Annotated in this window: 11 protein-coding genes; 2 read left to right on the plus strand and 9 right to left on the minus strand. The window is 50.9% G+C overall.

Translation table 11 applies throughout. The features are described from left to right. Positions 1-3 precede the first annotated feature (3 nt). Positions 4-783, plus strand: a complete 780-nt coding sequence (locus CWS43_RS26340; protein WP_101080114.1) for a thiazole synthase — start codon at positions 4-6, stop codon at positions 781-783. Then, positions 780-1,958, plus strand: coding sequence for a 2-iminoacetate synthase ThiH (gene thiH / locus CWS43_RS26345; RefSeq protein WP_101080115.1), 1,179 nt, complete (start codon positions 780-782; stop codon positions 1,956-1,958). Before CWS43_RS26340 ends, thiH begins: the two co-directional genes overlap by 4 nt. 240 nt (positions 1,959-2,198) lie before the next feature. Here thiH and rpoC read toward each other — a convergent pair whose 3' ends face one another. The 9 genes from rpoC to CWS43_RS26390 form a co-directional block, all read right to left on the minus strand. Continuing rightward, positions 2,199-6,419, minus strand: coding sequence for a DNA-directed RNA polymerase subunit beta' (gene rpoC / locus CWS43_RS26350; protein ID WP_101080116.1), 4,221 nt, complete (start codon positions 6,417-6,419; stop codon positions 2,199-2,201). 91 nt (positions 6,420-6,510) lie between these two features. Next, positions 6,511-10,539 carry a DNA-directed RNA polymerase subunit beta gene (rpoB, locus tag CWS43_RS26355; RefSeq protein WP_015699039.1) on the minus strand — a complete coding sequence of 1,343 codons (4,029 nt, stop codon included), beginning with the start codon at positions 10,537-10,539 and terminating at the stop codon, positions 6,511-6,513. 334 nt (positions 10,540-10,873) lie between these two features. Beyond that, the gene (gene rplL, locus CWS43_RS26360; protein WP_101080117.1) at positions 10,874-11,239 is read right to left on the minus strand and encodes a 50S ribosomal protein L7/L12; all 366 of its coding nucleotides are present in this window, start codon (positions 11,237-11,239) and stop codon (positions 10,874-10,876) included. Positions 11,240-11,305: 66 nt separating this feature from the next. Continuing rightward, positions 11,306-11,803 carry a 50S ribosomal protein L10 gene (rplJ, locus tag CWS43_RS26365; RefSeq protein WP_013577411.1) on the minus strand — a complete coding sequence of 166 codons (498 nt, stop codon included), beginning with the start codon at positions 11,801-11,803 and terminating at the stop codon, positions 11,306-11,308. Between the two features lie 336 nt (positions 11,804-12,139). Beyond that, complete coding sequence (gene rplA / locus CWS43_RS26370; RefSeq protein ID WP_101080118.1) at positions 12,140-12,844, minus strand: 50S ribosomal protein L1; 705 nt, start codon at positions 12,842-12,844, stop codon at positions 12,140-12,142. 4 nt (positions 12,845-12,848) lie between these two features. Further along, positions 12,849-13,277: a 50S ribosomal protein L11 gene (gene rplK, locus CWS43_RS26375; RefSeq protein WP_013577413.1), complete on the minus strand. Its 429-nt coding sequence runs from the start codon at positions 13,275-13,277 to the stop codon at positions 12,849-12,851. A 173-nt stretch (positions 13,278-13,450) separates the two neighbouring features. Continuing rightward, positions 13,451-13,996: a transcription termination/antitermination protein NusG gene (nusG, locus tag CWS43_RS26380; RefSeq protein WP_009639145.1), complete on the minus strand. Its 546-nt coding sequence runs from the start codon at positions 13,994-13,996 to the stop codon at positions 13,451-13,453. Next, positions 13,997-14,380, minus strand: a complete 384-nt coding sequence (secE, locus tag CWS43_RS26385) for a preprotein translocase subunit SecE (protein ID WP_034794996.1) — start codon at positions 14,378-14,380, stop codon at positions 13,997-13,999. It abuts the gene before it with no gap. Positions 14,381-14,633: 253 nt separating this feature from the next. Beyond that, a partial coding sequence (locus CWS43_RS26390; protein ID WP_076995039.1) for an elongation factor Tu occupies positions 14,634-14,751 on the minus strand: 118 nt, incomplete at its 5' end.

The following is a 14,751-nucleotide window of genomic DNA, read 5'->3' on the forward strand; positions in this document are numbered from 1 at the left end:
AACATGTTAAAAATTGCTGATACTACGTTTACCTCACACCTGCTTACCGGGACAGGAAAATTCGCTAACGCATCTGTGATGCAGCAATCACTGGCGGCCTCCGGCTCTCAGCTGGTGACGATGGCGATGAAACGCGTCGATCTCCGGCGCGGCGGCGATGATATTCTTTCGCCTTTGCAGCAACTTGGCGTGCGCCTGTTGCCCAATACGTCAGGGGCAAAAACGGCAGAAGAAGCGGTGTTTGCCGCTCAGCTGGCCCGCGAAGCGCTGGGCACACACTGGGTCAAACTGGAAATCCATCCGGACATGAAATACCTGCTGCCCGATGCCATCGAAACCCTGAAAGCCGCAGAGATATTGGTGAAGCAGGGGTTTGTCGTTTTACCTTATTGCAGTGCTGATCCGGTGCTGTGCAAGCGTCTTGAAGAAGCCGGATGCGCGGCAGTGATGCCGCTCGGCGCGCCGATTGGCTCTAATCAGGGGCTGCAAACCCGTGAGTTTCTGCAAATTATTATCGAACAGGCGCGGGTGCCCGTTGTGGTTGATGCCGGGATCGGCGCACCCAGTCAGGCCGCTGAGGCGCTGGAAATGGGCGCGGACGCCGTGCTGGTGAATACGGCAATTGCCATTGCGCGTGATCCGGTTTCCATGGCGACAGCTTTCCGGCTGGCCGTTGAAGCGGGCGTTCTTGCCCGCCAAAGCGGATTAGGCGGGCGGCAACGGTACGCCAGCGCATCCAGCCCGCTGACCGGTTTTCTGACTTCCCCGCAGGCAACCTTATGAGCAACTTTACCGATGTCTGGTCAACGCTCGACTGGGACGATATTTCCCTGCGAATTAACAGCAAAACGGCCGGCGATGTTGAGCGGGCGCTGAGCAGGGACAAAATCGACCGCGATGATTTCATGGCACTGATTTCTCCGGCTGCGTTGCCCTATCTCGAAGAAATGGCGCAGCGCGCGCAACAACTCACGCGCCAGCGTTTCGGTAACACCGTGAATTTCTTTGCGCCTCTATATCTCTCCAACCTATGCGCCAACGAATGCACGTACTGCGGCTTCTCGATGAGCAATAAGATCAAACGTAAAACGCTGGATGAAGAGGAAATCAGTGCTGAATGTGAGGCGCTAAATGCGTTGGGCTTCAAGCATCTGTTGCTGGTTACGGGCGAGCATAAAGGGAAAGTCGGTATGGATTATTTCCGCCGACATTTCCCTGCTATCCGCAGTCATTTTGATTCGCTGATGATTGAAGTGCAGCCGCTGCCGCAGGAAGAGTACGCCGAGTTAAAAACTTTGGGGCTGGACGGTGTTCTGGTTTATCAGGAAACCTATCACGCGCCGACGTATGCGCTGCATCATCTGCGCGGGCAAAAACAGGATTTTTTCTGGCGGCTGGAAACCCCTGACCGGCTGGGACGTGCGGGAATCGATAAGATCGGGCTCGGAGCATTGTTCGGGCTTTCCGGAAACTGGCGAACTGACAGTTATATGGTGGCCGAGCATTTACTTTATCTGCAACGAACCTACTGGCAAAGCCGCTATTCGGTGGCATTCCCGAGATTGCGCCCATGTACCGGCGGAATCGAACCAGCTTCATTGCTGGAGGAAAACCAGCTGGTTCAGCTGATTTGCGCTTTCAGGATGCTATCGCCGGATGTCGAGCTTTCCCTGTCGACACGCGAATCACCGTATTTCCGCGATCACGTCATTCCTCTGGCGATCAATACGGTCAGCGCCGGATCCAAAACTCAGCCAGGCGGTTACGCCGACGACCATCCGGAACTGGAACAATTTGCGCCACATGATAACCGCTCACCTCAGCGGGTGGCGGCGGCATTAACGCAAACCGGATTGCAGCCGGTATGGAAAGACTGGGACAGTTTTTTGGGGCATACGCCGCAGGAAAATGTCGCCAGACAGCAACGCGATAATCTCTCAGGAATGCGTATTCCATAAACCGATTTTGCCCCTCGTGCCAGCACGCCGGGAAGGTTACCGTGCCGTTGTCGCTGCATCATCGCAGCCGGCCAGCGCCACGCATCCCGGCGCTGCTTCCAACCAGCCGGAACAGGTTATCGTCCAGTTCCCTGTTCCGGCTCCTCTTTTCTTTCTGTCCATAAATCCAGCGCACCGATATTTCAGGCAAAAAAAAACCGCCCCCGAAGGAGCGGTTTCAAGCGTTTCGACAGCGGACGATTACTCGTCGTTGTTACCGAAACCTGCGTTCAGCAGTTCAGCCAGGTTAGCCGTTGCTTCATCCGCGCTGACTTGCGGTACAACTGGCACTTCGCCTTGGGCTTTACGGCGTGCACGATCCTGATGATAAGCGTAACCAGTACCGGCTGGGATCAGACGGCCAACGATAACGTTCTCTTTCAGGCCACGCAGTTCATCACGTTTACCGGCAACAGCCGCTTCGGTAAGAACGCGCGTGGTTTCCTGGAACGACGCAGCAGAGATGAAGGATTCGGTCGCCAGGGATGCCTTGGTGATACCGAGCAGGTCACGGGTAAAGGTTGCCGTGATTTTGCCTTCAGCTTCCAGCTGACGGTTAGCGATTTTAACGCGAGACATTTCTGCCTGCTCGCCTTCCAGGAAGTCTGTGCCACCAGCGCTAACGATGGTGCCTTTACGCAACATCTGACGAACGATAACTTCGATGTGTTTATCGTTAATCTTAACGCCTTGCAGACGGTAAACTTCCTGCACTTCGTTGGTGATGTAGCGGGTAACCGCGTGAACACCACGAAGACGCAGAATGTCGTGTGGAGATTCAGGGCCGTCGGATACGACGTCACCACGTTCCACAACTTCGCCTTCGAACACGTTCAGCTGACGCCATTTTGGAATCATTTCTTCGTAAGCATCGCTGCCATCTAACGGAGAAATTACCAGACGACGTTTGCCTTTGGTTTCTTTACCGAAGGAGATGATCCCGCTGATTTCAGCAAGGATTGCAGGCTCTTTCGGACGACGCGCTTCGAACAAGTCAGCAACGCGTGGCAGACCACCGGTGATGTCCTTGGTACCGCCGGATTCCTGAGGAATACGCGCCAGGGTGTCACCAGAGTGAATCTGAGTACCATCTTCCAGCTGAACGATCGCTTTACCTGGCAGGAAGTATTGAGCAGGCATATCAGTACCTGGGATCAATACGTCGTCGCCTTTAGCATCAACGATTTTCAGTGCCGGACGCAGGTCTTTACCGCTACCGGTACGTTCTGCAGAATCCAGAACAACCAGAGAGGACAAACCGGTCAGGTCATCTGTCTGACGGGTAATGGTCTGAGTATCAACCATATCGGCAAAGCGAATGAAACCACTCACTTCACTGATAACTGGCATTGTGTGCGGATCCCAGTTAGCAACGGTTTCGCCGCCGTTAACAGATGCGCCATCACCTTTGCCCATCACGGAACCGTAAGGCACTTTATAGCTTTCTTTGGTACGACCGAATTCGTCGATCAATTTCAGCTCAGTGTTACGGGAAGTGATAACCAGTTTGCCGTTAGAGTTGCTAACGTGCTTGTGGTTGCTCAGTTTAATGGTACCGGTGTTTTTCACCTGGATGCTGGATTCAGCAGCCGCACGAGATGCCGCACCACCGATGTGGAACGTACGCATCGTCAGCTGAGTACCCGGTTCACCGATGGACTGTGCTGCAATAACACCGATCGCTTCACCTTTGTTGATGATGTGACCACGTGCCAGGTCGCGACCGTAGCAGTTTGCACACACACCAAAGTCAGTTTCGCAACTTACGACTGAACGTACCTTCACGCTGTCGACAGAGTTCTCTTCTAACAGATCACACGTCTTCTCGTGAAGCAGGGTGTTACGTGGAACCAGAATATCCGCCGTACCCGGCTTGAGGATATCTTCTGCAGTTACACGACCCAATACACGTTCGCGCAGTGGTTCTTTAACGTCGCCACCTTCGATGACCGGAGTCATCATGATGCCTTCGTGTGTACCACAGTCATCTTCGGTAACAACCAGATCCTGTGCCACGTCAACCAGACGACGGGTCAGATAACCGGAGTTTGCCGTTTTCAGTGCGGTATCCGCCAAGCCTTTACGAGCACCGTGAGTAGAGATGAAGTACTGGAGTACGTTCAGACCTTCACGGAAGTTCGCGGTGATTGGCGTTTCAATGATGGAACCATCCGGCTTAGCCATCAGGCCACGCATACCGGCCAGCTGACGAATCTGTGCAGCAGAACCACGCGCACCGGAGTCGGCCATCATAAAGATACTGTTGAAGGAAACCTGCTGTTCAACAACACCGTCACGGTTGACGACGTCTTCAACAGACAAGTTTTCCATCATTGCCTTAGCAACACGTTCGTTGGCCGCAGCCCAGATGTCGATCACTTTGTTATAGCGTTCGCCAGCAGTTACCAGACCAGACTGGAACTGTTCCTGGATTTCAGCAACTTCGGTTTCTGCTTCTTCGATGATCTCTGCTTTCTTCGCAGGGATTACCATGTCATCGATACCTACTGACGCGCCTGAACGGGCAGCGTAAGCAAAACCGGTGTACATGATCTGGTCAGCAAAAATAACGGTCGGCTTCAGGCCCAAAATGCGGTAACAGGTGTTCAGCATTTTGGAGATAGCTTTTTTGCCCAGAGGCTGATTGACGATAGAGAACGGCAGACCTTTTGGCACGATCATCCACAGGATGGCGCGACCAACAGTCGTGTCGATAATCGACGTCTTATGCGTAACTTCGCCTTCGGTATTTTTGATCTCTTCGGTAATACGCACTTTGACACGCGCATGCAGAGAGGCCAAACCGGCGCGGTAAATACGCTCAGCTTCTTTAGGACCGGTCAGAACCATGCCTTCGCCTTTGGCGTTAACACAGTCGCGGGTCATGTAGTACAGACCCAATACAACGTCCTGAGAAGGAACGATGATTGGCTCGCCGTTCGCAGGTGACAGGATGTTGTTGGTAGACATCATCAACGCGCGCGCTTCCAACTGGGCTTCCAGCGTCAGCGGTACGTGAACAGCCATCTGGTCACCATCGAAGTCGGCGTTATATGCCGCACAAACCAGCGGGTGCAGCTGAATTGCTTTACCTTCGATCAGAACCGGTTCAAACGCCTGGATACCCAAACGGTGCAGGGTTGGTGCACGGTTCAGCAGTACCGGGTGTTCGCGGATAACTTCGTCCAGGATATCCCAAACGACAGCTTCTTCGCGCTCAACCATTTTCTTAGCGGCTTTGATAGTGGTGGCCAGGCCACGCAGCTCCAATTTGCCGTAGATGAACGGTTTGAACAGTTCCAGTGCCATTTTCTTCGGCAGACCACACTGGTGCAGACGCAGGTATGGACCTACGGTGATAACGGAACGACCAGAGTAGTCGACACGTTTACCCAGCAAGTTCTGACGGAAACGACCCTGTTTACCTTTAATCATGTCTGCCAGAGATTTCAGCGGACGCTTGTTAGAGCCGGTGATAGCACGACCGCGACGGCCGTTATCCAGCAAAGCATCTACCGCTTCTTGCAGCATACGTTTTTCGTTACGTACGATGATATCTGGCGCAGCCAGATCCAACAGGCGTTTCAGACGGTTGTTACGGTTGATAACGCGACGATACAGATCGTTCAGATCTGACGTTGCGAAACGACCGCCGTCCAACGGAACCAATGGACGCAAGTCTGGTGGCAGTACCGGCAGCACGGTCAGGATCATCCACTCTGGTTTGTTACCAGATTGAACGAACGCTTCCAGCAGCTTGATACGCTTGGTCAGCTTCTTACGTTTGGTTTCGGAGTTGGTTTCGTTCAACTCTTCACGCAGTTGTTCGCATTCCGCTTCCAGATCCATGTTTTTCAACAGAGCCTGGATGGCTTCAGCACCCATCTTCGCGTCGAACTCATCACCAAACTCTTCCAACGCATCCAGATACTGCTCTTCGGTCAGGATCTGGCGTTTTTCGAGGTTGGTCATGCCGCCTTCGATAACCACATAGGATTCGAAGTACAGAACACGTTCGATGTCACGCAGTGGCATATCCAGCAGCAAACCGATGCGCGATGGCAGCGATTTCAGGAACCAGATGTGCGCAGTCGGGGAAGCCAGTTCGATGTGGCCCATACGCTCACGGCGTACTTTAGTCTGGGTCACTTCAACGCCGCACTTCTCGCAGATCACGCCACGATGTTTTAAACGCTTGTACTTACCGCACAGGCATTCGTAGTCTTTTACTGGTCCGAAAATACGGGCGCAGAAAAGGCCGTCACGTTCTGGTTTGAACGTACGGTAGTTAATGGTTTCTGGCTTCTTAACTTCACCAAAAGACCAAGAACGGATCATGTCTGGCGATGCCAGAGCAATTTTGATCGCATCAAACTCTTCGGTCTTAGTTTGCGCTTTCAGAAACTTTAGTAAGTCTTTCACGGATTGGCTCCCGTCGGGTTAGACCTGTTAGGCACCTGCTGACTGTCTCCAGCCAGACAGGTGCCCCTGTGATCATTGCGAATTCGAGTACTTACTCGTCTTCCAGCTCGATGTTGATACCCAGAGAACGGATTTCTTTCAACAGTACGTTGAAGGATTCCGGCATGCCTGGTTCCATACGATGATCGCCATCTACGATGTTTTTATACATCTTAGTACGGCCGTTAACGTCATCGGACTTAACAGTCAGCATTTCCTGCAGGGTATAAGCGGCACCGTATGCTTCCAGTGCCCACACTTCCATCTCACCGAAGCGCTGACCACCGAACTGCGCTTTACCACCCAGCGGCTGCTGAGTAACAAGGCTGTAAGAACCGGTAGAACGCGCGTGCATCTTATCGTCAACCAGGTGGTTCAGTTTCAGCATGTACATGTAGCCGACAGTAACCTGACGCTCGAATTGCTCGCCGGTACGGCCGTCAAACAGTGTGATCTGGCCAGAGGTAGGGATTCCGCCCATTTCAAGCAGTTGCTTGATCTCTGTTTCTTTCGCACCGTCGAAGACTGGTGTCGCGATTGGCATACCTTTTTTCAGGTTCTCAGCCAGACGCAATACTTCGTCATCGGTGAAGGTGTTCAGATCAACTTTCTGACGTACATCGTCGCCCAGATCATAGGCACGCTGGATGAACTCGCGCAGCTTAGAAACTTCTTCTTGTTTCTTAAGCATGGCATTGATTTTTTCACCAATACCTTTCGCGGCCATACCCAGGTGGGTTTCCAAAATCTGACCAATGTTCATACGTGATGGAACGCCCAGCGGGTTCAGTACGATATCAACAGGAGTCCCGTTTTCATCGTAAGGCATATCTTCGATCGGGTTGATCTTGGAGATAACACCTTTGTTACCGTGGCGGCCTGCCATCTTGTCACCAGGTTGGATTTGACGTTTAACGGCCAAATACACTTTAACGATTTTCAGCACACCTGGTGCCAGGTCATCGCCCTGAGTGATTTTACGACGCTTAGCTTCGAGTTTTTTCTCAAACTCGGATTTCAGTTCGTCGTACTGTTCAGCAAGCTGTTCCAACTGATTCTGTTTGTCTTCGTCAGTCAGTGACAGTTCTAACCAACGGTCGCGAGGCAATTTGCCCAGCTTGTCAGCTTCAACACCGCCAGCAACCAGCGCAGACTGGATACGTGCAAACAGGCCAGCTTCCAGGATTTGCAGCTCTTCAGTCAGGTCTTTCTTAGCCTGCTTCAGCTGCATCTCTTCGATTTCCAACGCACGCTTGTCTTTTTCCACGCCATCGCGGGTGAAGACTTGCACGTCGATAACCGTACCGGAAACGCCGTTTGGAACACGCAGAGAAGAGTCTTTAACGTCAGACGCTTTCTCACCGAAGATCGCACGCAGCAGTTTCTCTTCCGGAGTCAGCTGGGTTTCACCTTTCGGTGTCACTTTGCCCACCAGAATGTCGCCACCGGTCACTTCAGCACCGATATAAACGATACCGGATTCATCCAGTTTTGAGAGCGCAGCTTCACCCACGTTAGGGATATCAGCAGTGATCTCTTCAGGCCCTAACTTGGTGTCACGGGACACACATGCCAGTTCCTGGATATGGATGGTTGTGAAGCGATCTTCCTGCACAACACGTTCGGAGACCAAGATGGAGTCTTCGAAGTTGTAACCGTTCCAAGGCATGAACGCGACACGCATGTTCTGACCCAGAGCCAGTTCGCCCAGATCGGTTGACGGACCATCTGCCAGCACGTCGCCGCGCTCGATTGGTTCGCCCAGATTCACACACGGCATCTGGTTGATACAGGTGTTCTGGTTAGAACGGGTGTATTTGGTCAGGTTATAAATGTCGATACCTGCTTCGCCCGGGTACATCTCTTCTTCGTTAACACGAATAACGATACGAGATGCATCCACGTACTGAACAATACCGCCACGTTTGGCTACGGCAGTAACACCGGAGTCAACCGCTACAGCACGTTCCATACCTGTGCCCACCAGCGGCTTATCAGCACGCAGAGTAGGTACTGCCTGGCGTTGCATGTTCGCACCCATCAATGCACGGTTGGCGTCATCGTGTTCCAGGAATGGAATCAGTGAAGCACCAACGGAAACAACCTGCTGGGTGGAAACGTCCATGTAGTCAACCTGGTCGCGGCTGAACAGGCTTGATTCGCCTTTGCTACGACAAGTGACCAGGTCTTCAATGAAGCGCCCTTCTTCGTCCAGGTTGGAGTTCGCCTGAGCGATTACGAAGTTGCCTTCTTCAATAGCAGACAGGTAGTTGATTTCATCAGTCACCAGACCATCACGTACGCGACGGTAAGGGGTTTCCAGGAAACCGTACTCGTTGGTCTGTGCGTACACAGACAAGGAGTTGATCAGACCGATGTTTGGACCTTCTGGCGTTTCGATTGGGCATACGCGACCATAGTGAGTCGGGTGTACGTCTCGAACTTCAAAGCCAGCACGTTCACGGGTCAAACCACCCGGGCCCAATGCAGAGATACGACGCTTGTGCGTAATCTCAGACAACGGGTTGTTCTGGTCCATAAATTGTGACAGCTGGCTTGAGCCGAAGAATTCTTTCACCGCAGCCGAAATCGGCTTAGCGTTGATCATATCCTGAGGCATCAGGGTGTCGAGGTCGCCCAGAGACAAACGCTCTTTAACCGCACGCTCAACACGTACAAGACCAACACGGAATTGGTTTTCAGCCATTTCGCCGACAGAACGAATACGACGGTTACCCAAGTGGTCGATATCGTCCACTTCGCCCTGGCCGTTACGAATACCAATCAGCTTTTTCATCACCTGGATAATATCGTCTTTGCTCAGAATACCTGAGCCTTCGATTTCATCACGCAGCAGAGAACGGTTGAATTTCATACGACCTACAGCAGACAGGTCGTAGCGATCTTCAGAGAAGAACAGGTTCTCAAACAGGCTTTCAGCGGCTTCACGCGTTGGTGGCTCACCAGGACGCATCATGCGGTAGATCTCAACCAGTGCGCTCAGGCGATCGCTGGTTGGGTCGACGCGAATGGTCTCGGACATGTACGCGCCATGATCGAGATCGTTGGTGAACAGCGTTTCAATGGTTTTGTGACCGGACTGGCTCAATTTAGCCAGCAGATCCAGAGACAATTCCATGTTAGCAGGGACGATCAGCTCACCGGTATTGGTGTCGATGTAGTCTTTAGAAACGACTTTCCCTGCGATGTACTCAACAGGAACTTCGATGCGCTGAATTTCGTCTTTTTCAAGCTGACGAATATGACGTGCAGTGATGCGGCGGCCTTTTTCAACATAGACCTTACCGTCAGCTTCGATATCAAACGAAGCTGTTTCACCGCGCAGGCGCTCAGGTACCAGTTCCATCTGCAGCTTGTTGTCGCGGATCTGGTAAGTCACCTTGTCAAAGAACAGGTCAAGGATCTGTTCAGTGGTATAATTTAATGCACGCAGAATGATGGTCGCTGGCAATTTGCGGCGACGGTCAATACGTACAAACAGGTTGTCTTTCGGGTCAAACTCGAAATCCAACCATGAACCGCGGTAAGGGATGATACGTGCGTTGTACAGCACTTTACCCGAAGAGTGGGTTTTACCCTTATCACTGTCGAAGAATACGCCCGGACTACGGTGCAACTGAGATACGATAACCCTCTCAGTACCGTTAATCACGAAGGTACCATTTTCGGTCATGAGCGGAATTTCGCCCATGTAGACTTCTTGTTCCTTGATGTCTTTGACCGTACCTTCTGGTGCTTCACGTTCGTAGATAACCAGGCGTAGCTTCACGCGCAATGGCGCGGAGAACGTCACACCACGGATCTGGCATTCTTTAACGTCGAATACTGGCTCACCAAGACGGTAGCTAACGTATTGCAGCTCAGAGTTACCGCTGTAGCTCTTGATAGGAAATACAGAACGGAATGCAGCTTCCAGACCGTACTGGCCTTCCGGATCTTGCTCGATAAACTTCTGGAACGAGTCAAGCTGGATAGAAAGGAGATATGGAATGTCCAAAACTTGTGGACGTTTACCAAAATCCTTACGAATGCGTTTTTTCTCGGTATAGGAGTAAACCATAGGGTTCCTCAGCTCGCTGATCAGTGACCCAATCTTGTCTGCCCTGAGAAGGACAGTTCATGCAACACCGTTTATGTCGACCGGAAAGCAGAAACGCTTCCCGCAATACCCGTTTCTATCACGCTTAAATCATTTCGTTGTGCGTTATCTGTAGATGAGCTACAGCAAGGGGCAGCAATATATTAAGTCGTTTAATAGAAAGAGATATTAGAGTAGTTCAGTGCTCAAACAGTGTGAAACACCACTGACACTCTATATAGCGCAAAAAGGCTGGTGACTAAAAAGTCACCAGCCATCAGTCTGTTAGGACAGACTGCACTCCGGGAAGTTAAACTTATTTAACTTCAACAGAAGCACCAGCTTCTTCCAGAGATTTTTTCAGAGCTTCAGCGTCGTCTTTGCTGATGCCTTCTTTCAGAGCTGCTGGAGCAGACTCAACCAGGTCTTTAGCTTCTTTCAGACCCAGGCCAGTTGCGGTACGAACAGCTTTGATAACTGCAACTTTATTCGCGCCAACAGCAGCCAGAATAACGTCGAACTCAGTTTTTTCTTCAACAGCTTCAGCAGCAGCAGCAGGACCTGCAACAGCAGCAGCAGCAGAAACGCCGAATTTTTCTTCCATAGCGGAGATCAGTTCAACGATTTCCATTACAGACAGAGCTGCAACGCCTTCAATGATTTGTTCTTTAGTGATTGACATTTCAAGTGTTCCTAAAATTCAGAAATAGTGTATACGTAAGCAAATGAACGAGAAAAGAAAGGCTGATTAAGCAGCTTCTTTCTGATCGCGTACAGCAGCCAGAGTGCGAACCAATTTGCCTGCAGAGGCTTCTTTCATGGTTGCCATCAGGCGTGCGATTGCTTCTTCGTAAGTAGGCAGAGTTGCCAAGCGGTCGATTTGAGCCGCAGAGATAAACTCACCTTCAAAGGCCGCAGCTTTAACCTCAAATTTTGCATTCGCTTTAGCGAAATCTTTGAACAGACGGGCAGCAGCGCCTGGGTGTTCAGTAGAGAATGCAATCAAGGTTGGACCGACAAACGTGTCTTTCAGGCACTCAAACTGAGTACCTTCTACGACGCGACGCATCAAGGTGTTGCGAACAACACGCATGTAAACGCCAGCTTCACGACCTGCTTTACGCAGTTCAGTCATTTTATCTACAGTTACGCCACGGGAATCCGCAACAACCGCAGACAGCGCGCCTTTGGCTACTTCGATGACTTCAGCAACAATCGCTTGTTTGTCTTGAAGATTTAATGCCATTAGCTTTTTGCTCCTGGATTTGGCCGGGGAAAATCCCCGGAACTCACATCACTTGTTATCGAGATCGATATCAAGCGTTCAAACACGGTGAGCAGAGAATCCAGCAAAGACAAATCTTAACTCTTTATAAAAAAGACAAAGAAATATTTTCTTCAGGCTCTGTCACCGTCTACGCAGGAAGGATTAAGTCCTTTTCAGGACACCTGCGGTCTTGGACGGAGGCCTGGATAGGCCAGGCTCCAACCGAAAAATCTTGGTTTCGCATTAACGAAACAACGGGCCATAGATTCTAGACAAATCTACCGCCCGCGTAAAGCGATAAACGTCAGCAGTTAATTAGTTAACTGTTGCGCTCAGGCCGCTTTGATCAATAGCAAGACCCGCGCCCATGGTAGTGGACAGGCTTACTTTCTTGATGAAAACGCCTTTAGCCTGAGAAGGCTTCGCTTTTTTCAGAGCGACCAACAGAGCTTCCAGGTTTTCTTTCAGCTTGTCGGATTCGAAATCAACCTTACCAATTGTGGTATGGATGATGCCGTTTTTGTCGTTACGGTAACGAACCTGACCTGCTTTAGCATTCTTAACTGCTTCAGCAACGTTAGGAGTTACAGTACCAACTTTCGGGTTAGGCATCAGGCCGCGTGGACCCAGAACCTGACCTAATTGGCCAACAACGCGCATTGCATCTGGAGATGCGATAACAACGTCGAAGTTCATTTCGCCTTTCTTAATCTGGTCTGCCAGATCTTCCATACCTACCAGCTCAGCGCCTGCAGCTTTAGCAGCTTCAGCGTTTGCACCTTGGGTGAAGACGGCAACGCGAACAGAACGACCGGTGCCGTTAGGCAGTACGGTTGCGCCGCGAACGTTTTGATCAGATTTACGTGCATCGATGCCGAGGTTAACAGCAACGTCCACGCTTTCTACGAATTTAGCAGTGGCCAGCTCTTTGAGCAGAGCAACGGCTTCGGTGATGTCATACTGTTTAGTAGCATCAACTTTGTCACGGATCACGCGCATGCGCTTGGTCAGCTTAGCCATTCTATTAATCCTCCACTACCAGGCCCATGGAACGAGCAGTACCTTCGATGGAGCGAGTCATCGCTTCAACGTCAGAACCAGTCATGTCCGCAGCTTTGGTTTCTGCGATTTCACGAACCTGAGCACTCGTTACTTTACCTACTTTGTCTTTGTTCGGCTTGCCAGAACCAGACTTGATACCAGCCGCTTTCTTCAGCAGTACTGCTGCAGGAGGGGTTTTGGTAACGAAGGTGAAAGAACGGTCAGAATAAACAGTAATAACAACAGGAATTGGCAGGCCTTTTTCCATGCTATCAGTCTTAGCATTGAACGCCTTACAGAATTCCATGATGTTCACGCCTTGCTGACCCAGAGCTGGACCAACTGGCGGACTTGGGTTTGCCATACCGGCTGCAACTTGCAGCTTAACGTAGGCTTGTACTTTCTTGGCCATGGTAAATATCCTCGTTTGGGTAATATCGCCTGTTTGAAGAGGCTCCCCGTTATTTACAGTACTTTATACTTTTCACACGCAGAGGCTGCACATAAAAACAAAAGGCGCGAAATTATAGTTCAATTTCGCGCCCTGTACAACATCTGTTCTAATGAATATTTAGAAAGGTGCCGTTAGCCTTTTTCAACCTGCCCGAAATCCAGCTCAACCGGTGTTGCACGGCCAAAGATGGAAACAGACACTTTCAAGCGGCTTTTTTCGTAATCAACTTCTTCGACCACACCATTGAAGTCCGCAAACGGACCGTCGTTAACACGGACCAGTTCACCTGGCTCAAACAATGTTTTAGGACGTGGTTTATCACCCACTTGTTGCAGGCGATTCATGATCGCATCAACTTCTTTATCGCTGATTGGTGCAGGACGATCTGACGTTCCGCCAATGAAGCCCATCACACGAGGAACGCTGCGAACTAAGTGCCAGCTGGCGTCATTCATCACCATCTGTACCAGCACATAACCCGGGAAGAATTTACGTTCGCTTTTACGGCGTTGGCCACCACGGATCTCAACCACTTCTTCGGTTGGAACCATGACTTCACCAAACAGTTCTTCCATGTCATGTAATTTGATGTGCTCACGCAGCGATTGCGCTACGCGGCCTTCAAAGCCAGAAAACGCCTGAACGACGTACCAACGTTTTTTAGGTGCTTCAGACATTTAGAACCTCAAGCCAGTAATGAAAGATACCAGGCGGACTAAAATACCATCCAGCCCCCACAGAATCAGAGACATAACGGCAGTCACCGCAGCAACGATCAGTGTGGTATGCAATGTTTCCTGGCGCGTTGGCCAAATGACTTTACGTACTTCAGTGCGCGCCTCACGAGCAAACGCAACTGTCGCCTTGCCTTTGGTGGTCAATAAAGCCACTGCGCCTGCAATTGCGATAATAACTACTACGGCTAACGCGCGTAACGGCAGGCTGTATGCACGGTAATAATAGTTACCGACAATAGCTACAACCAACAAAACGGCAACAACCAGCCACTTTACCGCTTCCAGGCCGCGCCCGCTCCCTTGAGCCTCGGTATTCGCACTCATAAACCAACCCGTCACAATGATTCAGAACAAACAACTTTGCCTCGCATTGCGAGGCAAACCAAACCGATCGATGCTCTACTCGAGCGCAATTCGGTGTTTTACGCTATATCTCAGAGCCTATCTCACCAGTGATTATGACGTATAAATCGCTGATGAGATAGGTTCTAGCGCCACAGCGTAGAAAAAAGGGCATCGAATGATGCCCTTTTCGGGTGTGTTGCGTCAACGTATAGTGACAAAAAAATATCAGCGATTAAGCGATAACTTTAGCAACAACACCAGCGCCTACAGTACGGCCGCCTTCACGGATTGCGAAACGCAGGCCGTCATCCATCGCGATTGGGTGGATCAAGGTAACAACCATTTTGATG

This window comes from Rahnella sp. AA (assembly GCF_002834385.1).
GTDB lineage: Bacteria > Pseudomonadota > Gammaproteobacteria > Enterobacterales > Enterobacteriaceae > Rahnella.